The sequence below is a fragment of the Pannonibacter sp. Q-1 genome (assembly GCF_054073275.1).
In genome coordinates, this window is record NZ_JBSXNB010000005.1 from 186,228 (window position 1) to 209,450 (window position 23,223).

At 64.0% G+C, this 23,223-nt stretch carries 20 protein-coding genes and 1 tRNA gene; 8 read left to right on the forward strand and 13 right to left on the reverse strand.

Translation table 11 applies throughout. The features are described 5' to 3' along the window. Positions 1–12 precede the first annotated feature (12 nt). A complete protein-coding gene (locus tag ACVNHC_RS15785) occupies positions 13–2,067 on the forward strand; it encodes a methyl-accepting chemotaxis protein (protein WP_457167944.1) in 2,055 nt (684 codons plus the stop codon). Between the two features lie 15 nt (positions 2,068–2,082). Here the strand turns inward: ACVNHC_RS15785 and ACVNHC_RS15790 are convergent, their stop codons facing one another. The 7 genes from ACVNHC_RS15790 to aroA form a co-directional block, all read right to left on the reverse strand. After that, complete coding sequence (locus tag ACVNHC_RS15790) at positions 2,083–3,294, reverse strand: lytic murein transglycosylase (RefSeq protein WP_457167946.1); 1,212 nt, start codon at positions 3,292–3,294, stop codon at positions 2,083–2,085. A 100-nt stretch (positions 3,295–3,394) separates the two neighbouring features. Continuing rightward, complete coding sequence (locus tag ACVNHC_RS15795) at positions 3,395–3,985, reverse strand: histidine phosphatase family protein (protein ID WP_457167948.1); 591 nt, start codon at positions 3,983–3,985, stop codon at positions 3,395–3,397. Continuing rightward, positions 3,982–4,938, reverse strand: coding sequence for an NAD(+) diphosphatase (gene nudC, locus ACVNHC_RS15800; protein WP_457167950.1), 957 nt, complete (start codon positions 4,936–4,938; stop codon positions 3,982–3,984). The genes ACVNHC_RS15795 and nudC overlap by 4 nt, the downstream gene beginning before the upstream one ends. 30 nt (positions 4,939–4,968) lie before the next feature. Then, complete coding sequence (locus ACVNHC_RS15805) at positions 4,969–5,403, reverse strand: HIT domain-containing protein (protein ID WP_050473650.1); 435 nt, start codon at positions 5,401–5,403, stop codon at positions 4,969–4,971. Between the two features lie 156 nt (positions 5,404–5,559). Continuing rightward, on the reverse strand, positions 5,560–7,257 hold the full coding sequence (gene rpsA, locus ACVNHC_RS15810; RefSeq protein ID WP_050473403.1) for a 30S ribosomal protein S1: 1,698 nt from the start codon (positions 7,255–7,257) through the stop codon (positions 5,560–5,562). Between the two features lie 333 nt (positions 7,258–7,590). Continuing rightward, positions 7,591–8,217: a (d)CMP kinase gene (gene cmk, locus ACVNHC_RS15815; protein WP_050473402.1), complete on the reverse strand. Its 627-nt coding sequence runs from the start codon at positions 8,215–8,217 to the stop codon at positions 7,591–7,593. Beyond that, positions 8,214–9,569, reverse strand: a complete 1,356-nt coding sequence (aroA, locus tag ACVNHC_RS15820) for a 3-phosphoshikimate 1-carboxyvinyltransferase (protein ID WP_457167953.1) — start codon at positions 9,567–9,569, stop codon at positions 8,214–8,216. The genes cmk and aroA overlap by 4 nt, the downstream gene beginning before the upstream one ends. Positions 9,570–9,862: 293 nt before the next feature. On the opposite strand from aroA, the gene ACVNHC_RS15825 reads away from it, so the two are divergent. The 3 genes from ACVNHC_RS15825 to ACVNHC_RS15835 all read left to right on the forward strand — a co-directional run bounded on the left by ACVNHC_RS15825 (position 9,863) and on the right by ACVNHC_RS15835 (position 11,079). Next, complete coding sequence (locus ACVNHC_RS15825) at positions 9,863–10,246, forward strand: TIGR02300 family protein (RefSeq protein WP_019963733.1); 384 nt, start codon at positions 9,863–9,865, stop codon at positions 10,244–10,246. A gap of 300 nt (positions 10,247–10,546) precedes the next feature. Next, a tRNA-Ala gene (locus tag ACVNHC_RS15830) sits at positions 10,547–10,622 on the forward strand. Between the two features lie 109 nt (positions 10,623–10,731). Further along, on the forward strand, positions 10,732–11,079 hold the full coding sequence (locus ACVNHC_RS15835) for a cupin domain-containing protein (protein ID WP_186391571.1): 348 nt from the start codon (positions 10,732–10,734) through the stop codon (positions 11,077–11,079). A gap of 115 nt (positions 11,080–11,194) precedes the next feature. On the opposite strand, the gene ACVNHC_RS15840 is transcribed toward ACVNHC_RS15835, so the two are convergent. The 6 genes from ACVNHC_RS15840 to ACVNHC_RS15865 all read right to left on the reverse strand — a co-directional run bounded on the left by ACVNHC_RS15840 (position 11,195) and on the right by ACVNHC_RS15865 (position 18,490). Beyond that, on the reverse strand, positions 11,195–11,935 hold the full coding sequence (locus ACVNHC_RS15840) for a FadR/GntR family transcriptional regulator (protein WP_082206016.1): 741 nt from the start codon (positions 11,933–11,935) through the stop codon (positions 11,195–11,197). A gap of 41 nt (positions 11,936–11,976) precedes the next feature. Then, positions 11,977–12,957, reverse strand: coding sequence for a galactofuranose ABC transporter, permease protein YjfF (yjfF, locus tag ACVNHC_RS15845; RefSeq protein WP_457167956.1), 981 nt, complete (start codon positions 12,955–12,957; stop codon positions 11,977–11,979). Continuing rightward, positions 12,954–13,988: an ABC transporter permease gene (locus ACVNHC_RS15850; protein ID WP_186391573.1), complete on the reverse strand. Its 1,035-nt coding sequence runs from the start codon at positions 13,986–13,988 to the stop codon at positions 12,954–12,956. The genes yjfF and ACVNHC_RS15850 overlap by 4 nt, the downstream gene beginning before the upstream one ends. Further along, complete coding sequence (ytfR, locus tag ACVNHC_RS15855) at positions 13,985–15,550, reverse strand: galactofuranose ABC transporter, ATP-binding protein YtfR (RefSeq protein WP_457167958.1); 1,566 nt, start codon at positions 15,548–15,550, stop codon at positions 13,985–13,987. The genes ACVNHC_RS15850 and ytfR overlap by 4 nt, the downstream gene beginning before the upstream one ends. Positions 15,551–15,642: 92 nt before the next feature. Continuing rightward, positions 15,643–16,605, reverse strand: coding sequence for a galactofuranose ABC transporter, galactofuranose-binding protein YtfQ (gene ytfQ / locus ACVNHC_RS15860; protein ID WP_457167960.1), 963 nt, complete (start codon positions 16,603–16,605; stop codon positions 15,643–15,645). 199 nt (positions 16,606–16,804) lie between these two features. Next, positions 16,805–18,490, reverse strand: coding sequence for a Na/Pi cotransporter family protein (locus ACVNHC_RS15865; RefSeq protein ID WP_457167962.1), 1,686 nt, complete (start codon positions 18,488–18,490; stop codon positions 16,805–16,807). Between the two features lie 474 nt (positions 18,491–18,964). Here ACVNHC_RS15865 and ugpB point away from each other — a divergent pair, with 474 nt between their 5' ends. From ugpB to ACVNHC_RS15885, 4 genes are all read left to right on the forward strand, one after another. After that, positions 18,965–20,296, forward strand: coding sequence for a sn-glycerol-3-phosphate ABC transporter substrate-binding protein UgpB (gene ugpB, locus ACVNHC_RS15870; protein WP_058898288.1), 1,332 nt, complete (start codon positions 18,965–18,967; stop codon positions 20,294–20,296). 69 nt (positions 20,297–20,365) lie between these two features. Next, complete coding sequence (gene ugpA / locus ACVNHC_RS15875; RefSeq protein WP_050473392.1) at positions 20,366–21,250, forward strand: sn-glycerol-3-phosphate ABC transporter permease UgpA; 885 nt, start codon at positions 20,366–20,368, stop codon at positions 21,248–21,250. An 11-nt stretch (positions 21,251–21,261) separates the two neighbouring features. After that, positions 21,262–22,110: a sn-glycerol-3-phosphate ABC transporter permease UgpE gene (gene ugpE, locus ACVNHC_RS15880; RefSeq protein ID WP_050473391.1), complete on the forward strand. Its 849-nt coding sequence runs from the start codon at positions 21,262–21,264 to the stop codon at positions 22,108–22,110. Continuing rightward, positions 22,110–23,195, forward strand: coding sequence for a sn-glycerol-3-phosphate import ATP-binding protein UgpC (locus ACVNHC_RS15885; RefSeq protein WP_457167963.1), 1,086 nt, complete (start codon positions 22,110–22,112; stop codon positions 23,193–23,195). The genes ugpE and ACVNHC_RS15885 overlap by 1 nt, the downstream gene beginning before the upstream one ends. Positions 23,196–23,223 lie beyond the last annotated feature (28 nt).

Below are 23,223 nucleotides of genomic sequence, written 5' to 3' on the forward strand. Positions count from 1 at the left end.
GGAGAGAACTGCATGTTCGGGATGAAGCGCAGGCCGGCGGCAGCAACAGCAGAGCAGAACCTGTCCGTGCCCAAGACGGATGCAACGGCTGTGCAGGAGGAGCACGCCGCCCCGCCCGTGCGCACCATCCGGACGGATGACAGCTTGTCCGGCCTCGCTGCCGCAGATCTTCTCATCAACGGCTCTGTGCCCCGTCTGGTGCTGGCCTATGTCTCGCCGAATGTGGACTTCCAGACCGTGATGAGCCGGCTGCAGCGTCTTGCGGAAGGGGCCATGGTCATCGGCACCACCACCGCAGGTGAATTGTGCGCCGAAGCGGGCGAGGGCGTTTACTGCAGTGCCTCGGGCAACTGGCGCTCTGTCGTGCTGCAGGTGTTCGGCGGTGCTCTCGTGGAAAAGGCCGAGGTCTTTGCCGTGCCGCTGCACAGCGAGGACCTGCGCGGCGGGCGAAAGCCGCTGGACCGGGAAAGCCGCATTCAGCGCATCATGTCAGGCCTGGAAAGCGTGCGGCCCTCTTTCCCGCTGGAGGCCAGGTCTGCCTTTGCGCTGACCTTCATCGATGGCCTGTCGCTTTCTGAAAACTACTTCATGGAAGCGGTCTACCGCACCCGGCGGTTCCCCTGCTGTTTCATCGGCGGCTCGGCCGGCGGCACGCTGGACTTCAAGACCACGCGGCTTTTTGACGGTAAGCGCGTGCTGGAGAACCACGCTGTCATCGTCTTCATCAAGGTCGCCGAAGCCTACCGTTACGGTGTGATGCGCAGCCACAATTTCCGCAAGACGCAGACCCGCTTTGTCGTTGTGGATGCGGACATGGACCGGCGCACGGTGAGCGCGGTGATGGATCCGGTCTCAGGCCAGACGATTTCCCTTGTCAGCGCCCTGTCGCATGCTCTCGGCGTCAGTCCGGACGGGTTGGAAAAGGCGCTGCAGAACCGCACCTGCGGCGTTGAAATCGGCGGTGAGGTGTTCGTCCGCTCGATCTCCGGCATCAATCTTCAGAACGAAATCATCACCTTCTACTGCGATATCGCGCCGGGTGATGCTCTCTACCTTCTGGAAGCAACCGGCTTCATCGAGCAGACCCGCCGGGACATCGGCCAGTTCCTGTCCGGCAAGCCGAAGCCGGTGGCGGTGATGATGAATGACTGCATCCTGCGGCGCCTGTCCAATGGCCCGGAGCTGCGCAATGCCACGGGGCTCTGGCCGGCGCCGGTCGCAGGGTTTTCGACATTCGGCGAGCTTCTGGGCGTCAACATCAACCAGACGCTGGTTGCTCTCGTCTTCTTCGAAAACGACGGAACTGCCTGGAAGGACGAGTTCATCGACAACTTCCCCATCCACTACGCCAGCTTTGTCGAGTATTTCACCCGCCGCCGCCTCAATCAGGTGCAGGTGCTGAACATGCTCCGCTCGCAGGTGGTGGATGATATTGCCCATTATCTGGGAGCCTCCAGCCGGATCGAGAATGTCGTGACCGAAGTGTCGGAAGTCGGCAACGTCATCAACAACATCCGCGGTGCCATGGCGGGCGACAGCGGGTCCGCAGAGAGCGCGGGGGAGGATAACTCGGCGCAGCTGGCCAGCAAGTTCGGCAGCGTGGCTGAATCGCTCAATTCCCTGCGCCAGGTGCTAGGCATCATCGACAATATCACCGCCCAGACCAACCTTCTCGCTCTCAACGCCACCATTGAAGCGGCCCGGGCGGGAGCGGCCGGCAAAGGTTTCAGCGTCGTGGCCGGGGAAGTGAAGAAGCTTGCCAACGACACCAAGGCATCGCTCGGGCACACCCAGAAGGCCATTGGCGACATCGAGGTTTCGCTGGGGGAACTGGGCGGCATCATTGACGCCACACGTGATCAGTTCGCCCGCGAGGGCGAGCGTTACAAGCATATCGTCCTGCGGGTGGATGAGGTTTTCGCCCAGGCCGGCAACATCGAGCGCTCGCTGCATGACCTGACCGAAATCAGCCAGATGCACCAGCAGGGCTCGGCACAGGTCATGGACCGCATCGCCTTCCTCAAGCGCCTCGACGAGACGAGCGAGGGACGTAAGGCAGCAGGGTGAGGGAGGCCGCCTCTTTCACTCCAGCCAGCAGGTGGCCCTGCGGCCGGCCTTTTCCTGCATCAGCCCGAGGGAGCGGCGGGTCTTGAAGCCAATGAGGCCGTCGGGCTTGCCGACGTCATAGCCTGCCTTCTGCATCTTCAGCTGCAGGTCGCGCACGGCGCCGCGTGACAGATGCGGCGTGGGGTCCCAGTTCGCGGCAAAGCCCTCGTCGCGGCCGTAGCGGTCGGCGAGGTGTCCGACGAAGAGGGCGTAGACGTCGCTCTCGTTATAGGCCTTCAGCACATAGAAATTGCCGGTGGCCAGAAAGGCAGGGCCATGGCGCCCGGCGGGCATCAGGATATTGGCGGGCTTGCCGAGTTCGGCCTTGGGAAATTCGCGCCCGTGCACCCGGGTGACGCCCTCGCGGACAAAGCGGGAGATCGTCTGCTGCTGGTCCGGCCCCTCGCGGGAGCAGGAGACGGACGGCGGCAGGACCACCTCATAGCCCCAGTCGCGGCCGCGCTCCCAGCCATGCTGGCTGAGATAATTGGCGATGGAGGCCAGCGTGTCGGGCACGGAGCGCCAGATGTCGCGGCGGCCGTCGCCATCGAAATCGACGGCATATTTCAGGAAGGACGAGGGCAGGAACTGCGGCTGGCCCATGGCACCGCCCCAGGAGCTTTTCAGTTCAGCGCGGGTGATATGACCATCGGCAAGGATCTGCAGCGCGGCCACCGTCTCACCCAGAAAGAACTCCCGCCGCTCCCCCATGAAGGCGCGGGTCGCCACCACGCGCAGGCCGTCATGCGGGATCTTCGCCGCGCCATAGCCGGTCTCCCGGCCCCAGATGGCGACGATGATCCTTGCCGGAACGCCATAGCGCGCTTCCACGGCTTTCAGGGTGGCGCCATGTTTCTGCATCAGGCTGCGGCCCGGACCTGCCAGTGCGCGGAACTGCTTGTCCTGGAAGTAGCCGCCGGGGGCCTTGAACTCGGCCTGGAAATTGACGGCAGGCGGGGCTTCCGGCCGGTCCGGGCGGCTGAGGCCAGGCAACTTTTCATCCGGCGTCAGGCCGGAGAGTTCCCGGTCGATCACAGCCTGCGGCACGCCGGCGGCGCGGGCGGCAGGCGCAACGTTGCCGGACAGGAAGGCGCGGAACTCGGCCTCATAGGCTGCCTGTACCGGGCTGAGGGCGGCGCAGATGGCAATCAGGCTGGCGGCAAGGGCGGCAAGTCGCAGGGGGCGCATGGGCAATCCGGTTTGATCAAGGGGCTTCAGTGTCGCCCGAAGCCGCTGATTCGGCCAGACCGCGCAAGACGCGGCCGGAGCGGGGCATCACAGATGCCCGTCAGACCGCGGTCCACCCGAGGCCGGAGGCGTTGCGCCGGTCGAGATCCTGCGGGTCAAAGGCATACCAGTTGCCGCCGGAGCGCTGGTCATGGATGCGGGATATGGGCTGGCCGAGCAGGTGGCACTTCAGCAGCGTGCCCACGGCACCATGGCCGCAGAAAAGCACGGGGTCCATCTCCGGAGTTGCTGCAAGCACAGAGCGGACGGCCGCGACGATCCGGGCCTGGGCATCAATCGCCCGCTCCCAGCCGCGCACGCTGACCTCGGGCTCTGCGAAAAAGGCGTTGGCCACGTCTTCAAACTCCGCCGGCGGCAGAAAGCCCGTGGCGGAGCGGTCATTCTCGTGGCTGGCCTCGACAATGGTGACGGAAGGCCCGCGGGCGGCGGCGAAGAGTTCGGCCGTTTCGATGGCCTTGCGCTCGCCGCTCGACACCACATGGCGGATCCCGGCGGCCCAGGGAAGGGCTGCGGCCCGTTCGGCGCGTTGACGCCCGGTGTCTGAAAGACCCCACTCCGGCACGGGCACGGCCGGATCTATCCGCACTTCCGGATGGGTGAGATAGACGCAGAAACGGCCGCTCTCCGTCATGCACCTTCCTCCGCCAGCCAGCCCGCGATCAGTTGATGGGCGATGGAAATGGGCGGCGGGGTGCGGTGGCCGAGCGGATGGGTGCCGGCCATCATTTGGCGGACTTCTGCCCGGTCACACCAGCGGCAGGCCTCCAGTTCGTCCTGCTCGAAGGCAATCTCATCCGTCAGCGCCTCGCCCGTGCAGCCCAGCATCAGGTTGGCGGGGAAGGGCCATGGCTGGTTCAGCACAATGGAGACATCACCGACACGGATGCGCGATTCCTCGTAAGTCTCGCGCCGCACCGCGTCTTCAATGGTCTCGCCCGGCTCCATGAAGCCGGCCAGAACGGTGAAGATGCCTTCGGCAAGGCGCGGCGGGCGGCCCAGCAGAACCTTGTCGTGATGGGTGATGAGCATGATCACCACCGGGTCCGTACGCGGGAAATGCATGGCGCCGCAGGCCGGGCAGTCGCGCCGGTAACCGGCCTCCGCCATCACGCTTTTCTGGCCGCAGCGCGAGCAGAAACGGTGGCTCATGTGCCAGTGCACAAGTGCACGCGTCTGCGCCAGCGCGCCCAGATCGGCCTCCGGCAGATCGGCGCGGACGGCCAGGCTGCGCAGATCGATGACTTCGAGATCCGGCCGCAGTTCCAGGTCCTCGTCCGTGCCGGTGCAGGCGAAGGTGAACAGCGGACGGCGCTCATCCCCTTCCAGACCTAGCAGGATGGCCTCCGCCGGATCAAAGCCCAGCCGGTCGGCACCGGCCCGGCCATGGCGGATCGAGGGCGCGCCACCGTCGCGGGTCAGCACCAGCTTTCCTGCCGTGGAGGCTACGAAACGGGCATCGGGCCGGGTCATCTGTTCGATGAGCCACTCCGTCTTGCCGCGCAGCTCCGAACAGCGGTCCAGCGGGTTCACGGTAAAGCTCATGCCGGCCAGCGTATTCGCCAGGGCCACAGCGTCAGATGCCATCGGTTCAGTCTCCCTCGGAAATGCTTCGGCTCAGGCTTCCGGCCCAGTGTTCTGTCCAGTGTCCAGTTCAGCGCGCAGACGGTTGATCAGATCTTCCGCCACGCCCGGCTCATAGGGCTTTGCCGGAACGGCGCCCCACACCGGGCCGGGCCAGGCCGGGTCCTCGTGGAACCTGGCAATGATGTGCAGATGGAGCTGGGAGACCATGTTGCCAAGGGCGCCGACATTCAGCTTTTCGCAGGCCGTGATGGCGCGCAGAGCCTTGCTGACACGGGCAATCTCGCGCATCAGCTGCAGCTGGTCGTCTGCGGAAAGGTCGATGATCTCGATCAGGTCGCTGTGGCGCGGCACCAGCAGCACCCAGGGGTAATTGGCATCCTTCATCAGCCGCACCGCGCACAGCGGCAGATCGGTCACGTGCAGGCTGTCGCCTTCAAGGCGGGGATTGAGGTCAAAGCGGATCATGAGCGTCCCGGCGTCCTTCCAGCGCCCCGGCATCCGGGGCAGAGGCGGCAGACTACACGCGACGCTCCGTCTTGGCGAGAGAGGCCCCCGCACAAACGAAACGCCCCGGCTTTTGACCGGGGCGTTCCAGTTTCAGGTCAGGTGACCGGACGGGGATCAATCCTCGTCGCGGGCCTTCAGAGCGGCGCTCAGGATGTCGCCGAGCGAGGCACCCGTGTCGGAAGAACCGTACTGTGCCACGGCTTCCTTCTCCTCGGCGATTTCGAGCGCCTTGATGGAGACGGAGATGCGGCGGGTCTTCTTGTCGAACTGGGTGATGCGGGCGTCGAACTTGTCGCCAACCGAGAAACGCTCGGGGCGCTGGCCGTCGCGGTCGCGGGCCAGATCGGCGCGGCGGACGAAGGTGGTCAGATCGCTGTCGGCAACCTTCACTTCCAGACCGCCATCCTTCACTTCGATGACTTCACAGGAGACGATGGCGTTCTTGCGCAGTTCGCCAGCGGCGCCAGCTTCGAACGGATCACCGCCGAGCTGCTTGATGCCGAGCGAGATACGCTCCTTCTCCACGTCCACGTCGAGCACCACGGCCTTGACCATGTCGCCCTTCTTGTACTCCTCGATGACCTGCTCGCCCGGACGGTTCCAGTCGAGGTCGGAGAGGTGCACCATGCCGTCCACGTCGCCTTCGAGGCCGATGAACAGACCGAATTCGGTCTTGTTCTTGACTTCGCCTTCGACTTCCGTGTTGACCGGGAAGCGCTCTGCGAAAGCATCCCACGGGTTCTGCAGGGTCTGCTTGAGACCGAGCGAGATGCGGCGCTTGACCGGATCGACTTCCAGGACCATGACGTCGACTTCCTGAGAGGTCGAAACGATCTTGCCCGGATGGACGTTCTTCTTGGTCCAGGACATTTCGGACACGTGGATCAGGCCTTCGATGCCCGGCTCCAGCTCGACGAACGCACCGTAATCGGTGATGTTGGTCACGCGGCCCGAGAACTTGGCGCTGATCGGGTACTTGGCTTCGATGCCATCCCACGGATCAGTTTCAAGCTGCTTCATGCCGAGGCTGATGCGGTGCGTGTCCTGGTTGACGCGGATGATCTGCACGCGGACGGACTGGCCGATGGTGAGAACTTCCGACGGGTGGTTGATGCGGCGCCATGCAATGTCGGTGACATGCAGCAGGCCGTCGATGCCGCCGAGGTCGACGAACGCACCGTAATCGGTGATGTTCTTGACCACGCCTTCCACGGTCTGGCCTTCTTCCAGGCTCTGCACCAGCTCCGAACGCTGCTCGGCGCGGGTCTCTTCCAGCACGACACGGCGGGACACCACGATGTTGCCGCGGCGCTTGTCCATCTTCAGGATCTGGAACGGCTGCGGGGTGTGCATCAGCGGGGTGACATCGCGCACCGGGCGGATATCGACCTGCGAACGCGGCAGGAAGGCAACGGCGCCATCCAGATCGACGGTGAAGCCGCCCTTGACCTGGTTGAAGATCTGGCCGGTAACCTTCTCGCCCTTCTCGAACGACACTTCGAGACGGACCCAGCTTTCTTCGCGGCGCGCCTTTTCGCGCGACAGCACGGCTTCGCCGAGAGCGTTTTCGACGCGCTCGAGATAGACCTCGACCTCGTCGCCAACCTTCAGGTCGCCATCACGGCCCTTGACGCCGAATTCCTTCATCGGAACGCGGCCTTCGACCTTCAGACCGACGTCGATGACGGCGAGGTCCTTCTCGATGGCAACGATGATGCCCTTGACGACGGACCCTTCATAGAGGTCGTTCGTGGTGAAGGACTCGTTCAGAAGGGCGGCGAAATCCTCGGTGGAGGGGTTCATTGCAGACATAAAAACTCCTGGTGCCATTGCTGGCGTCGCCGGCTGGGCTGGTGTTGATGATGGACCCCCATTCCTTCCGGGACACCACCGCAAGGTGGCATCCTTCCACGCAGAACCTGCCCCAAAAGCAGATCCGGCGCGGGCCGGCGGACGGAAGGCGGAGATCCGTAACGTCCTTGGTCCAGGCACTGCATCAGCGGCTGCCCGAACCGGAATTCCTTCATGCGGCCCATGCCGGCGGAGAGGGGGGCTGACCCGCCTGCCCGTCACAAGGCTGCCTGTTTGATCAAGCCGAAATCCCGCTCTCCGGCATGGCCGGGCGGGTCTTTCCGAGGCTCCTGATCAGGATGCCCGGGCGGAGGTGACGATATCCACAGCCGCCTGGAACGCCGTCTCTATACCCATTCCGGTCGTATCTAGCAAGTGCGCACCGTCAGCCTGGCGCAGCGGAGCGACGGTTCTGTTCATGTCGCGCTCGTCCCGGCGCTTCAGATCCTCCAGCACGGAGGCGAATTCCGCCTCCTTGCCCTGCGAGAGGATTTCCGCCGTGCGGCGCTTGGCGCGCGCCTCGGGGGCGGCGGTGACATAGAGCTTCACATCCGCGTCCGGGCAGACCACCGTGCCGATGTCGCGCCCGTCCAGAACCGCACCGGGAGGGGTCTGGGCAAAGGCGCGCTGCAGGCGGACGAGTTCATCCCTGAGGCCCGGCAGCACGGCAATGCGCGAGGCGGCCTCGCCAACCTCGTGGGCGGAGAGGGCGCTGCGGTCCATGTGGCCAAGGTCAAGACGCCCGGCAATATCGACGGCCACCTTCTCGTCCCCGAGCGGCAGGCCCTGCGCCAGAAGCGCCGCGGCAACCGCCCGGTAGGTGAGGCCGGTGTCCAGATGCCGCAGGCCGAAATGGGCGGCGAGGCGGCGGGCAAGCGTGCCCTTGCCGGAAGCGGCGGGTCCGTCGATGGCAATGATCATGCGCGGGCGTCCTCCAGCTCGCTGATGTCTGCGCCAAGGCCTGCAAAGAGGCTGGTGAAGGTGGGGAAGCTGGTGGCGATCACGGCGCCGTCGTCCACCGTCACGGCCTTGCCGCTGGCAAGACCGAGCACGAGGAAGCTCATGGCGATGCGGTGGTCGAGGTGGGTCGTCACGATGCCGCCGCCAATGCCGGAGGCGCCGCCCGTCACGGTCAGCTCTGCCTCGCCTTCCTTGCAAGGGATGCCGTTGGCCTCCAGTCCGCGCGCCACAGCGGCGAGACGGTCGGATTCCTTCACGCGCAGTTCGTCAAGGCCGGGCATGAAGGTGTCGCCCTCGGCAAAGGCCGCTGCCACGGCGAGCACCGGATATTCGTCGATCATGGACGGCGCGCGGTTCGCAGGGACGGTGACGCCCTTCAGCTTGCTGGCCCTGACGCGGATGTCGCCCACGCGCTCACCGCCGGCCATGCGCTCGTTCTCGATGGTGATGTCGCCGCCCATCTCGATCAGCGTGGTGATGAGGCCGGTGCGGTGCTCGTTGAGCAGCACGTTTTCCACCGTCACGTCGGAGCCCGGTGTGATCAGTGCGGCGACGATCGGGAAGGCGGCAGAGGAGGGATCGCCCGGCACGTCGATGGCCTGCGCCTTCAGTTCCGGACGGCCCTTGAGGCGGATGATGCGGGCGCCCTGCTCGTCAATCGTCACGGAGATATCGGCGCCGAAACCGGCGAGCATCTTCTCGGTGTGGTCGCGGGTGGCGATGGGCTCGATCACGACCGTCTCGCCCGGTGTGTTGAGGCCGGCCAGCAGCACGGCGGACTTCACCTGCGCCGAAGGCATCGGCACACGGTAGGTGATCGGCAGCGGCATGTCGGCGCCGCGGATGGACAGCGGCAGCCGGTCCCCGGCGCGGGCGACGACCTGCGTGCCCATCTGGCGCAGCGGATCCAGCACGCGGCCCATCGGGCGGCGGGACAGGGACGCATCACCCACGAAGGTGGCGGCAATCGGATGGGTGCCGAAGATGCCCATGGTCAGGCGCACGCCGGTGCCGGCATTGCCGAAGTCGATCACGTCTTCCGGCTCCAGCAGGCTGCCGAGGCCAACACCGTCGATGTGATAGGTGCCGTTCTCATCCTTGTGAATGCGTGCACCGGCCGCGCGCATGGCACCGGCGGTGTTCAGCACGTCCTCGCCTTCCAGCAGGCCGGTCACGGTGGTGCGGCCGACAGCCAGGGCGCCGAACATCAGCGAGCGGTGCGAGACGGATTTGTCCCCCGGCACGCGGATGCGGCCCGTGAGGGCGGAACCGGCGCGCGAACGCAAGGGGCGGGGCGTCGAAGCGTGAGACATGGTCAATTCCGGAAGTTGCGGAGCCTGAAAAAGTGGTCACTCCTAACACGGGTCCATGCCCCCGTCATCCGCGAGTGCGGGATGGCACGAATTTTTGCTTGCGCAGCGCCTGAGAATGCTTCAGTCAACGAGGCCGGTCATTTGGCTTTGACATGAGGGCGCGCCGCATTTAAGGGCCGCGCCTTGAGCAAGACGGCCCCGGCGTTTGCGGACTGGACAGAGGCGTTCCAGCCCGGAAGTGCCGGAGACAGAATTTTGGACAAACCCTCGAGCACGAACAAAGGGTAAGCACGGTGGCAAAACCTGAACTCGGCACAAAGCGGCTGTGCCCTAGCTGCGGCGCCAAATATTACGACCTGAACCGCAACCCCATCACCTGCCCGAAGTGCGGCACCCTGTTCGACATCGTGTCGAGCAGCCGCGCTGCCAAGGCTTCCCGCGTCGTCCAGCAGGAGGACGAGGACGAGGATGAAGAGGATCTGGTGGCTCCCGAGCTGGTGTCCCTGGAAGAGGCCGATGCCGAGGTCGAGGGCGATATCGTTCCGGATCTGGGCGATGACGACGAAGCGGCCATCGACGATGACGCCGATGACGATGTCTTCATCGAGGACGAGGAAGACGAAGACGAAGCCGTCCCGGGCATCGTTGTCGAGATGGACGACGATACCGACCGCTGAGACCGGCATCTGTTGAAATGGGCATCCGGTGAGCTGCTGCTGCCGGATCCTTATTCTCCAGTCTTCAAGGGGGCGGGGCTGCAGGCCATCGGGGCAACCGGTGCGCCAGAGCCTCGCCCCTTGCTGTTCCGGGCCTTTGCCGGCTCATGGATGCTCAGATTTCTGCGGGGCTTTTCAAGGGGTTGAGTTGTCCACAGGCGGTTTTTGATTTTTCTGGCAAAAGCCTCTTGATCAATTCGAAGACCCCCTCTATAACCCGCCTCCACAGACGCCGGTGACCCAAGCCGGTTCAAAAGTTTCGGGGCCATAGCTCAGTTGGGAGAGCGCTTGAATGGCATTCAAGAGGTCGTCGGTTCGATTCCGATTGGCTCCACCACTTCGAGGGTAACCTCGGCGAGGCAGGTTCAGGAAACTGAACCTGCCTTTTTCGTTTTCCCGTCCTGTGCCATGGTCTGGAACCGTCTCCGGAAATGCAGCGAGGCCGCATGAAGCACTTTCTTCCGCTCGATCTGGATCAGCTGACGCCGGAGCACGATGCACCGGCCCCCGAAAAGGTGATCTCGGGGGACCCGCGTTTCACCACCTGGCTGCTCGAGACCCGCGATGGTGAGCGGCAGTTCACCGGCGCCTGGGAATCAACGCCGGGCGCCTGGCGTGTCTCCTATGATGAATGGGAGTTCTGCACGATCCTGTCCGGCCATTCCCGCCTGACCGATGCGGACGGCTCTGTGCGCGATCTGAAGACCGGCGACAGCTTCATCATCCAGCCCGGCTTTTCCGGCATCTGGGAGGTGATCGAAACCACCCGCAAGCTGTTCGTCATCCGTTTGTGACACCAACTCCCGGTGAGCTTGGCTCACCGGGAGTTGGTCAAGCCCATGCGGCGCCTGAGCAATCTCAAGGCGAGATGCGTCAGCATCGAAAGCCTTGGCATAAGAGTATCTGCCGTCACGCAGAAGCGTCTGCGGCTTCCTGTCTGGCGCTGGGCAGCACGCGGTCGCGGCCGATGATGATGACGCGCTCCATGGCCTTTGCAGCGGCCTGAGGGTCGCGCTGGCCGATGGCATCGGCAATGGCGCGGTGCGTGCCGGCGGTTTCGGCAAAGCCTTCGCGGCTGCCCGTGGGAGAGCTGAGGCGGAAAATGCTGACGAGGGCCGCGCCGATGAGGCTGCCGACCGAACTCATGAACGGATTGCGCGAGGCTTCCAGCACGGCCAGATGGAACTTCATGTCGGCTTCGGCGAAGGCGCGGGCGTCTTCCGCGTCGCGCATGGCATCGGTCAGCCGGTGCAGGGTGCGGATGTCATCGTCACTGGCGTTGAGGGCGGCCATGGACGCGGCCGCTGGCTCCAGTGCCAGCCGCACATCGGACAGATGATTGAAGAGGGCGGCATCGACGCCGCCGCTGAAGTGCCAGCTCAGCACATCGCCGTCGAACAGGTTCCAGAACTTGCGGTCGGTGACCTTGGTGCCGATGCGCGCGCGGGCCTGCACCATGCCCTTGGCGGCCAGCGTCTTCATCGCCTCACGCAGCACGGTGCGCGACACCTGGAAGCGCTCGGCCAGCTCATTGTCACCCGGCAGAACGGCACCGGAAGGGTATTTCCCTTCCACGATTTCCCGGCCCAGCACATCCACCACGCGCCCATGGCTGTTGCGCGGGGAGAAATTTGCGATACTGGGCTCCATCACGTTCATGTCCGGTTCCCAAGGCCCTCCGGGGGCCTCCTCTAGCTGGCTTGATGCATGCGCCTGTCCACCCCGCCGGTAAACCAAACCAGGCCCTTCTGCAACAAAATGAAGGCAAAGAGCAGCAATCCGATCACGATCTTGGTCCACCAGCTCGAAAGTGAGCCATCGAAAATGATATAGGTCTGGATCAGGCCCATGATCAGGACCCCGGCAAAAGTTCCGGCCACATAGCCGCTGCCGCCTGTGAGCAGGGTTCCGCCGATGACGACGGCGGCAATCGCGTCCAGCTCCACCCCCACCGCTGCCAGCGAGTAACCGGCCGAGGTGTAGAGCGAAAAGACGATGCCCGCGAGGCCCGACAGGAAGCCGGAAAGGGCATAGACCTGCACCGTGGTGCGGCCCACCGGCACGCCCATCAGCCGGGCCGTCTGCACCCCGCCGCCAAGGGCATAGACATTGGTGCCGAAGCGGGTGCGGTGGGCCAGGAAGATGCCGGCCGCAAGCGTCAGCAGCATGATGCCGCCAATCAGCGTCAGGCGCCCCTTGCCGGGCAGGCGGATGAACATGTCCTGCAGCGTGCCATAGAACTCATGCGTGACCGGGATGGATTCGGTCGACAGGACGAAGGCAAGCCCGCGCGCCAGGAACATCCCGGCCAGCGTGACGATGAAGGCCGGCATGGCGAGGGCGTGGATGATGCCGCCCATGGCCGCACCGAAGGCCGAGGTCAGCACCAGAACCAATGCGAAAGCTGCCAGCGGATGGATCGGCGTGTCGCGCAGCAGTACCGCGAGCAGAACTCCGGTGAAGGCGATGACCGAACCTGCCGACAGATCAATGCCGCCCGAGAGGATGACAAAGGTCATGCCGACGGCGGCGATGCCGAGAAAGGCGTTGTCCGTCAGAAGGTTGCCGGCCACCCGAGTGGACAGCATGGCCGGATACTGGGTGTAGCAGATGGCATAGGCCAGCACGAAGACGGCGAGCGTGATGAGAAGCGGAAGCTGGCGGGATGTCATGGCTTGGACAGCTCCCTCTTGGCTGGTCTTTCCGGCTGGCGCCGCAGCACGGTGAAAAGGCTCTGGATGGCGGGGGACTGGATCAGCAGGATCACGATGATGATGCTGGCCTTGATCACCAGATTGAATTCCGGCGGAAAGCCGGAGATCAGAATGCCGGTGTTGATCGACTGGATGATGAGTGCGCCAAGGGCGGTGCCGAATAGGGTAAAACGCCCGCCGAGCAGCGAGGTGCCGCCGATGACGACGGCCAGAATGGCGTCCAGTTCCAGCCACAAGCCGGCGTTGTTGGCATCGGCGCCGCGGATATCGGCGGCGGCGATGATGCCTGCCACCGCTGCGGCAAGGCCGGAGATCATGTAGACGGCGACGATCAGCACCCCGGCATTGACACCGGCGAGGCTGCTGGCGCGGCGGTTGATGCCGACGGCCTCGATGAGAAGGCCAAGGGCCGTGCGGCGCACCAGCAGGGCGGCGATGAGGGCGGCCGCCAGCCACAGCACGACGGGCATGGGCAGACCGAAGAGCGAGCCGCTGCCGACGAAGATCAGCCCCTCATGGGTGAAGGTGAGGATGGTGCCTTCGGTGATGAGCTGGGCAATACCGCGACCGGCCACCATGAGGATGAGGGTGGCAATGATCGGCTGGATGTTCAGCAGCGCAACGAGAATGCCGTTCCACAGCCCGCAGGCAAGGCCGATTCCAAGAGCAACGGTGATGGCCGCCACGGCGCTGCCGCTGCTGGCCACCGTTGCCGCTGCCGCCGCGCCGCAAATCGCCATGACGGCCCCCACCGACAGGTCGATGCCGCGCGTGGCGATGACCAGCGTCATGCCGATGGCGAGCAGGGCCACCGGTGCGCCGCGGTTGAGAATGTCGATCAGGCTGCCGTAGAGCCGCCCGTTGGCAATGCCGATGTCGAGAAAGCCGGGAAACAGCAGGGTGTTCAGCGTCAGCACCACGGCGAGGGTGATCAGCTGCGGGGCAAAGCGCCGGAAAAAGCCGCCAGCGGCCTCGAGGAAGGGCTTCATTCGGCTGCTCCTCTGGCCTGGTCCTGAGCGGACACATGTCCATGTCCGGCCTCTGCGATGGCCTGCATCACCTTGTGCGGGGTCACGTCCTCTCCTGTCAGTTCGGCCACATGCGCCCGGTCGCGCACCACGATCACCCGGTGGCTGTAGACCACCAGCTCCTCCAGTTCGGAGGAAATCACCAGCAGCGACATGCCCTTGGCGCAAAGATCCTCGATCAGGCGGATGATTTCTGCGTGGGCGCCCACGTCGATGCCGCGCGTCGGCTCGTCGAGGATGAGGAACTTCGGATTGAGCGCAAGCCAGCGGGCCAGAAGCGCCTTCTGCTGGTTGCCGCCGGAAAGCTGGCCGATGGGCTTTTCCCGGCTGGTGGTGCGGATATCGAGCGCCTTGATGTATTTGTCGGCGAGTGCCACCTGCTCCTTGCGCGGCACGGGCCGCATCCAGCCGCGCCGCGCCTGCAGCGCAAGGGCGATGTTCTCGCGGATCGAAAGCTCGGCGATGATGCCGTCATGCTTGCGGTCTTCCGGGCAGAAGGCAAAGCCTTCGGCAATGGCCTGACGCGGCGAGCCGAGTTTCAACACCCGACCGTCCATCCGTGCCTCGCCCGTATCGGCGGGGGCGGCGCCGAACAGAACTTCAGCGGTTTCCGTGCGGCCGGAGCCGAGCAGGCCGGCCATGCCCACGACCTCGCCCGCATGGACCGACAAGTCGAAGGGGGCGACATGGCCCTTGCGGCCGAACTGGCGGAACTGCAGCGCAGCTTCGCCTTCCGGTGCCGTGTGAACGGCTCGCTCCCGCGTTTCGGCCTCCAGATCGCGGCCGAGCATCAGGGCCACCAGATCAAGGCGTGGCAGCCCCAGAGCGGCACGGGTGGCGACCTTGCGGCCATTGCGCAGGATCGTCACCGTGTCACAGATTTCGTAGACCTGATCGAGGAAGTGGGAAATGAAGACGATGCCGAGGCCACGCGCCTTGAGGCCGCGCACCACGTTGAACAGCATCTCCACTTCCTGGGTATCAAGGCTGGCGGTGGGCTCGTCCAGGATCAGCACCTTGCCGGAGAGATCCGCTGCACGGGCGATGGCGATGATCTGCTGCACGGCGACCGGATAGGCCGACAGGCTGCGCCGCACGTCGATATCAAGGCCGTAGCCGGCCAGCAGCACCTTGGCCCGTGCTTCCATCTCACGGGTGTGGACCATGCCGAAGTGCATGGGCTGGCGGCCGAGAAAGAGGTTTTCGGCCACCGTCAGGTTACCGAGGAGATTGACCTCCTGATAGACGGTGCCGATGCCCATGGTCTGGGCGTCCAGCGTGTCGCGCGGGTCGATCCTGCGGCCTTCCAGCAGGATGTCGCCCCGGTCGCGCCGGTAGGCGCCGGTCAGGCATTTCACCAGCGTGGACTTGCCCGCGCCGTTCTCGCCGAGCAGGGCATGCACCTCGCCCGCCTGCAGGGTGAAATCCACGTTGTCGAGGGCGAGCGCGCCGGGAAAGGATTTGGTGATGCCGGTGGCCTGCAGCAGATGCTGCGGCCCGGCGTGGGTAGATCTGTCTGTCACGGCGCTGCTCCGCAGGCATTGGCCGCCGCAAGGGCGGTCAGAAGCTGGAGACCGGCAGAAGGGTGTCTGCCGGTCCCCCGATCAGGACCGGCTCAGTAGCCGAGGTCCTTCTTTTCTTCGTAGACCTTCTGCGGGTCGTCAGCCTTGGTGTAGAGCTTCGATTCCGTCTGAATGAACTTTGCAGGCAAAGTGCCGTCCTTGCGGAAGGCTTCCAGCGCGTCGAAGGCGGGGCCTGCCATGTTCGGCGTCAGTTCCACCGTGGCATTGGCTTCACCGGCGGCCATGGCGAGGAAAATATCCGGCACGGCGTCGATGGAGACGACGAGAATGTCGGTGCCCGGCTTCAGGCCCGCTTCCTTGATGGCCTGAATGGCGCCGACAGCCATGTCGTCATTGTGGGCATAAAGCGCGCAGATGTTCTTGCCGCCGTTTTCCGCCTTGAGGAAGCTTTCCATGACTTCCTTGCCCTTGGTGCGGGTGAAGTCGCCGGTCTGGCTGCGGATGATCTTCAGGTTGTCATGCCCGGCCAGCGCCTGCTCGAAGCCCTTCTTGCGGTCGATGGCGGGGGACGAACCGGTCGTGCCCTGCAGCTCCACCACGTTGCACGGCTTGCCGTTCACTTCCTTGACCAGCCAGTCACCAGCGACCGAGCCTTCATGCACCAGATCGGACCCCACAGCCGTCAGGTACAGATCCTTGTCGCTGTCGACCATGCGGTCGAGCAGGATCACCGGAATTTCCGCTTCCTTGGCTTCCTTCAGCACCGCGTCCCAGCCGGTGGCGACGACGGGGGCCAGCAGGATGGCGTCCACGCCCTGTGCGATGAAGGAGCGCAGCGCCTTGATCTGGTTTTCCTGCTTCTGCTGGGCATCGGCAAACTTCAGGTCGATGCCGCGCTGTTCCGCCTGCTGGCGGGTCAGGGTCGTCTCGGCGGCGCGCCAGCCGGATTCAGATCCGATCTGCGAAAAGCCAACCGTCAGCGCCATCGCTGAGGTTGAGGCAAGCGCGACCGTTGCGAGCATCGTCATGCCCGCCAGAGCTGTCTTCAATTTCATTGGTTCCTCCCAGAACACGAATGGCCGTGGCCGGAAGTCAAAAAATCATACTATATTATTATTGTAAAGATGGTGTTTGAGTCCTGATGCAACATTGCATTGTGCATGTGCGAAAGCGCGCAGCGCCGGGTACCCGGATGATGCGAATAAGATTTTGAAATATATGAGAATTTTTCGGAGCAGAGAGGCCTGGATTTTCTCAGGCCGTCTGCTCCTGCATCTGGCTGCTGCGCCCGGCGAGGCGGCTTTCGAGGATCAGGCCCTGTTCGGCGAGGATAGGATGGGCAACGGTGACCAGCAAGGAGTTGATTTCCTTGAAAGCCCGCACCAGCTCCAGATGCATGTTCGAGGTCGCCATGCTGGCCGGATTGCCGGTCTGCAGCCGCTTCAGGTGGCGGTTCTGGCTGTCGCGCTCCAGCTTGCGCAGGACTTCCTTCTCACGCATCAACTGTTCGGCTGAATCGATGTCGGCGGATATCAGCACATTCATCGCCATCTGCATGTTGGCCAGAACCCGTTCATGCAGGCGGGTGATCTCGGCCCAGCCTTCGTCGGAGAAGCGCAGGCCAAGCCGGTTGCGCTCCTCGGCCAGCGGCAGCAGCATCTTGGCGATGATGTCGCCGATATGCTCCAGGTTGATGGCAAAGTCGGTCAGCTCGATGCTGCGCCGGGCATCTTCCTGCTTCAGCTCGCCCCGGTTCACCTCAGCAATGAACAGCTTGATCTCGGTGTGCCGCCGGTTGACCTCCTCATCAAGGGCGCGCAGCGCGGCAATCTGGCCGTCCTGCGCCCCGGCCAGAAGGTCGATGACTGGCCGGTACATCTGTTCCACCGTTTCACCCATCAGCAGCAGCTCGCGCTTGGCCGAAGCCAGGGCAAGGCTGGGGATCCTGACGGTCGAGCGGTCCAGCGCGGAGCGCGGGCGCGTCTGCACCGGGTCCGCCACCACAGGCGGACGGGGCAGAATCAGCGCCGTCAGAGCCTGCATCGGCCCGGTAAAGGGCAGCGCCAGCACCAGCAGAACGGCATTGAACAGCACATGGGCGTTGACGATGCGGCTTTCCGGGGCAGCGCCGAGCCAGTCCAGCGGCGGGCTGGCCATCCAAAGCGTGAGCAGCACGGCGGCAGACCCGGCCGCACGAAATACAAGGTTGCCCATGGGGATGCGGCGCGCCTCGATGCTGAGCCCGCGCGTCAGCCACACGGCAATCAGGCCTGCGCCCATATTGGCACCCAGAACCATCGGCAGGGCCGCATTGAACGGCAGCAGGCCCGCGCCGGCAAGGCTGGCGAGCAGCAGCACCATGGCGACAGAGGAATGCATGGCCCAGGTCAGCAATGCGGCCAGGGCGAAGGCGGTCAGCGGGTCGCCCTGCAGATAGGTGATCACCGCCGGCAATGCTTCGCTGTGGCGCAGGGGCGCGGTGGCCTCACCGATCATCTTCAGCGACAGCAGCACGAAGCCGATGCCCAGAATGATGCGGCCCAGCTGGCGTACCTGTCTGGCCTCGAACTTCAGAAACAGCACGCAGCCTGTCAGCATCAGCAGCGGAATGAGCTCGGAGAGATCGAAGGCCAGAATGCGCACCACCAGCGCAGACCCAAGGTCCGCCCCCAGAAGCGCGGCGAGCCCCATGGAGGCACCCAGCAACCCGCTGGCGGCAAAGCCCGCGGCCAGAACGCCCACGGCCGTGGAGCTTTGCAGCAGGATGGCCAGAACCATGCCGGCGAACGCCATGCCGAAGCGCCCGCCCTTTGCCTGCCTCAGCGCATCGCGCAGGGCAGGCCCATGCGCCCGCTCCATACCGGTGCGCACCATCCGGACAGCCCAGAGCAGAAGCATGACGGCCGCAGCCAGATGCAGGATGACGAGAAAGGGATGCATGGCGGCTCCAAGAATAGCCCGTCAAACGGGAAGGCTGATTGTATACGCACTGCACAACCTGTTGTTCCTTCATACGCCCGAATGATGCAAATGATAAGGCGGAGAAGGAAAAATGCCGCTGAAACGCGCCATTTTGGCAGCAAAGAGAAAATAAGCTGGCAAAATTAATGAAGCCTGGCAAGGGCGGAGCCTGTGGTGCGGCGCTGCCGTGGTGATTTGGCGCTCAGGGTTGCATGTCTTTATGCCCCTTCGGGAGGAGGGGGCCGGACATGGCCGTTGTCCTGTTCAAGGAACTGTCGTACAACGTTCATATGAGCGACATATGCCGTTCATATGAACATAATAAGAAGCGCGGGGACAAACACAGACTGCAGCCGGAAAGCCCGTCTTTCAGGCCCGGTTCGAGTGTTCCAAGCGCTGTGTGGAGCCGGACCCGTGGAGCGGGGCGGTTCCTTGTTAGGGAGCAGAAAACCAATGGCTAAGCGTCATATCGCAGCCGGCCTCTTTGCCGCTGCCGCCCTCATGGGCACCACTTCCGTTTCGTTCGCTGCCACGGAAATCACCTGGTGGCACGCCATGGGCGGTGAACTGGGCCAGAAGCTCGAAGATATCGCCACCAAGTACAACGCCACCCAGAGCGAGTACAAGGTTGTCCCGACCTACAAGGGCAGCTACGCCGAGACCATGACGGCCGCCATCGCCGCCTTCCGCGCCGGCCAGCAGCCGCACATCGTTCAGGTGTTCGAAGTCGGCACCGGCACCATGATGGCCGCCAAGGGCGCCGTCTATCCGGTCTACCAGCTGATGGCTGACGCTGGCGAAGCCTTTGATCCGAAGGCCTTCCTGCCGGCCGTCGTCGGCTACTACACCGACACGGACGGCAACATGCTGTCCATGCCGTTCAACTCCTCCACCCCGGTGCTCTATTACAACAAGGACGTCTTCGAAAAGGCTGGCCTTGATCCGGAAACCCCGCCGAAGACCTGGGAAGAGGTCGAGAGCTTCTCCAAGAAGATCATGGAATCCGGCGCTGCCAAGTGCGGGTTCACCACGGCCTGGGTTTCCTGGGCGCAGACCGAAAACTTCTCTGCCTGGCACAACCTGCCGATCGGCACCCTGGAAAACGGCTTCGGCGGCCTCGGCACCGAGCTGACGCTGAACGGCGAGACCCAGGCCCGTCACTGGGGCAACCTGAAGAAGTGGCAGGACGAGGGCATCTTCCAGTACGGCGGCCCGGCCGGCGGCAACGACGCCCCCCCGAAGTTCTACTCGCAGGAATGCGCCATCTACATGAACTCCTCGGCTGCCCGCGCTGCCGTGAACGCAAACGCCAAGGACTTCAAGGTCGGCGTTGGCATGCTGCCCTATTACAGCGACGTTCAGGGCGCTCCGCAGAACTCGATCATCGGCGGCGCCACCCTGTGGGTGCTGCAGGGCAAGCAGGCTGAGGAATACAAGGGCGTAGCCTCCTTCTTCAGCTACCTGTCCTCCGCTGAAGTTCAGGCTGAATGGCACCAGGCCACCGGTTACCTGCCGATCACGCAGGCTGCCTATGACCTGTCCACGGAACAGGGCTACTACGAGAAGAACCCGGGCGCTGACGTCTCCATCAAGCAGATGACGCTGAATGCCCCGACCGCCAACTCCAAGGGCCTGCGCTTCGGCAACTACGTCCAGATCCGTGCGATCATCGACGAAGAGTTCGAGCAGCTGCTCAGCGGTTCGAAGACCTCGCAGCAGGCTCTCGATGACCTCGTCAAGCGCGGTAATGCGCTGATCCGCGAGTTCGAAGCAGCCAACAAGTAAGCCGGAAACGGCAAGCAAGCCCGCGCTTCCCGCGCGGGCTTGCTTCTTTTTGCGTTCAGGGTGGGACCCATGCAGACAAAACGCGCCATCTTTCCCAACAGGCTGCTGCCCTATCTCTTGCTGGCGCCGCAGCTTGCGATCACGGGTGTCTTCTTCCTCTGGCCGGCAAGCCAGGCGATCTGGCAGTCGTTCCTCAGAGAGGATGCCTTCGGCTTCAAGACCACGTTTGTCGGGGTGGATAACTACATCCGCCTGCTGGCAGATCCCACCTATCTGAATTCGCTCTATGTTTCGGCGATCTTCGCCGTTTCGACGGCGCTGCTGTCGCTGGGTCTGGCGCTCGTGCTGGCCGTGGCGGTCAACAGCCTGATCCGCTCGCGCAATGTCTATTCCACCCTGCTGGTCTGGCCCTATGCGGTGGCCCCTGCGGTGGCGGGCATCCTGTGGTGGTTCATGTTCAACCCGTCCATCGGCATCTTCCCCTATCTGCTGCATGGGCTCGGCTACAACTGGAACCACAGCACCAGCAAGGTGGATGGGATGATCCTCGTCATCCTCGCCGCAAGCTGGAAGCAGATCTCCTACAACTTCATTTTCTTCCTGGCGGGGCTTCAGTCCATTCCGCAGTCGCTGCTGGAAGCAGGAGCCATTGACGGCGCGCGCCCGGTGAAGCGCTTCTTCACCATCGTGCTGCCGCTGCTCTCGCCCACCACCTTCTTCCTGATGGTCGTCAACTTCGTCTATGCGATGTTCGACACCTTCCCGGTGATTGACGCGACCACCAAGGGCGGCCCGGCGCAGGCCACCAACATTCTCGTCTACAAGGTCTATTCCGACGGCTTCGTCGGCCTCAACCTTGGCTCCTCGGCGGCTCAGTCCGTCATTCTGATGGCGATCGTCATCGTGCTCACCATCATCCAGTTCCGCTTCATCGAGCGGCGCGTGGCTTACTGAGAGAGGCGCAAATGGTTGAGAACAAACCCTGGCTCACCGTCCTCACGCATCTTGTGCTGCTGACGGGCCTCTTCATCGTCGCCTTCCCGGTCTATGTGGCGGTGATTGCCTCCACCCATGGCCCGAGTGACTTCATGACCGGCGTCATCCCCATGCTGCCGGGCAACGAGGCGATTGCCAATTTCACCACCATGATGACGAGCGGCAACAGCTCGGCCGGCGCGCCGCCGCTCGGGCCGATGATGTTCAACTCGCTGATCATGGCCCTGGCGATCGCCATCGGGAAGATCACCATCTCGATCATCTCGGCCTTCGCCATCGTCTATTTCCGCTTCCCCTTCCGCCAGCTGGCCTTCTGGCTGATTTTCATCACCCTGATGCTGCCGGTGGAAGTGCGCATCCTGCCCACCTACAAGGTGGTGGCGGATCTGGGCATGCTGAACAGCTACTCCGGCCTTGCCATTCCGCTGATCGCCTCGGCAACCGCGACGTTCCTCTTCCGCCAGTTCTTCCTGACGGTGCCCGAGGAACTGATGGAAGCCGCGCGTGTGGACGGGGCAGGCCCGATGAAGTTCTTCCGCGACATCCTGCTGCCGCTCAGCCGGACGAATATCGCGGCGCTCTTCGTCATTCTCTTCATCTACGGCTGGAACCAGTATCTCTGGCCGCTGCTGGTGACCACCGACACGTCCTATTACACGATCGTCATGGGCATCAAGCGCATGGCCGACGTGGCTGATGCGCATCCGCAATGGCATCTGGTGATGACCACCGCCGTGCTGGCCATGCTGCCGCCGGTCATCGTCGTCATCGTCATGCAGAAACTCTTCGTCAAAGGTCTCGTGGAGACGGAAAAGTAATGGCTACCATCACTCTTGATAACGTCCGCAAGGTCTATGCCGGCGGCGTCGAAGCGGTCAAAGGCGTGTCCATGGACATTGCCGACGGCGAGTTCATCGTGCTGGTCGGCCCTTCCGGCTGCGGCAAGTCTACCCTGCTGCGCATGATCGCGGGGCTTGAGGAAATCTCCTCCGGCGACATCCGCATCGGCGACCGGGTGGTGAACCGCGTGGACCCGTCCGAGCGCGACATCGCCATGGTGTTCCAGAACTATGCGCTCTATCCGCATATGACGGTCTACAACAACCTCGCCTATGGCCTGCGCAACCGCGGTGTGCCGAAGGACGAGATCGACCGCCGCGTCAAGGAAGCTGCGCGCATCCTGGAAATCGGCGCCTATCTCGACCGCAAGCCCAAGGCGCTTTCCGGCGGCCAGCGCCAGCGCGTTGCCATGGGCCGCGCCATCGTGCGCGAGCCGGCGGCCTTCCTCTTCGACGAGCCGCTGTCGAACCTCGATGCCAAGCTGCGCGTGCAGATGCGCGTGGAAATCAAGCGCCTGCAGAAGTCGCTGGCCACCACCTCCGTCTATGTGACGCATGACCAGCTCGAAGCCATGACGCTGGCCGACCGGCTGGTGGTGCTGAACGGCGGTCAGATCGAGCAGATCGGCGATCCGATCTCCGTCTATGAACGCCCCGCGTCCACCTTCGTGGCCTCGTTCATCGGCTCTCCGGCCATGAACCTGATCACGACGGCTTCCGCCAATGGCCGCCTGTCACTGCCGGGCGGTGCCGGTCTTGATGCGCCGGACATGGGCAAGGGCGCAGAGGTCATCCTTGGCGTGCGGCCGGAGCATCTGGCCCTCGCCAGCGAGCAGCCTGCGGAAGCGGGCGGTCTGACGCTGGACGTGGTGGCCGGTGTGCTGGAGCCGGTGGGGGCCGAGAGCTTCCTCTATGGCACCGTGGGCAGCGAAGCCGGGCCGCAGGTGGTCATCCGCGTGCCCGCCCATGCCCGCTACGAGCTTGGCCAGCGCGTCAGCTTCACCGCCAGCGCCGCCAAACTCCATGCCTTCGACAAGGCAACGGGCAAGCGCATCGAAGACTGATCACGGCACGCCCGCTGATCTGAAGGCC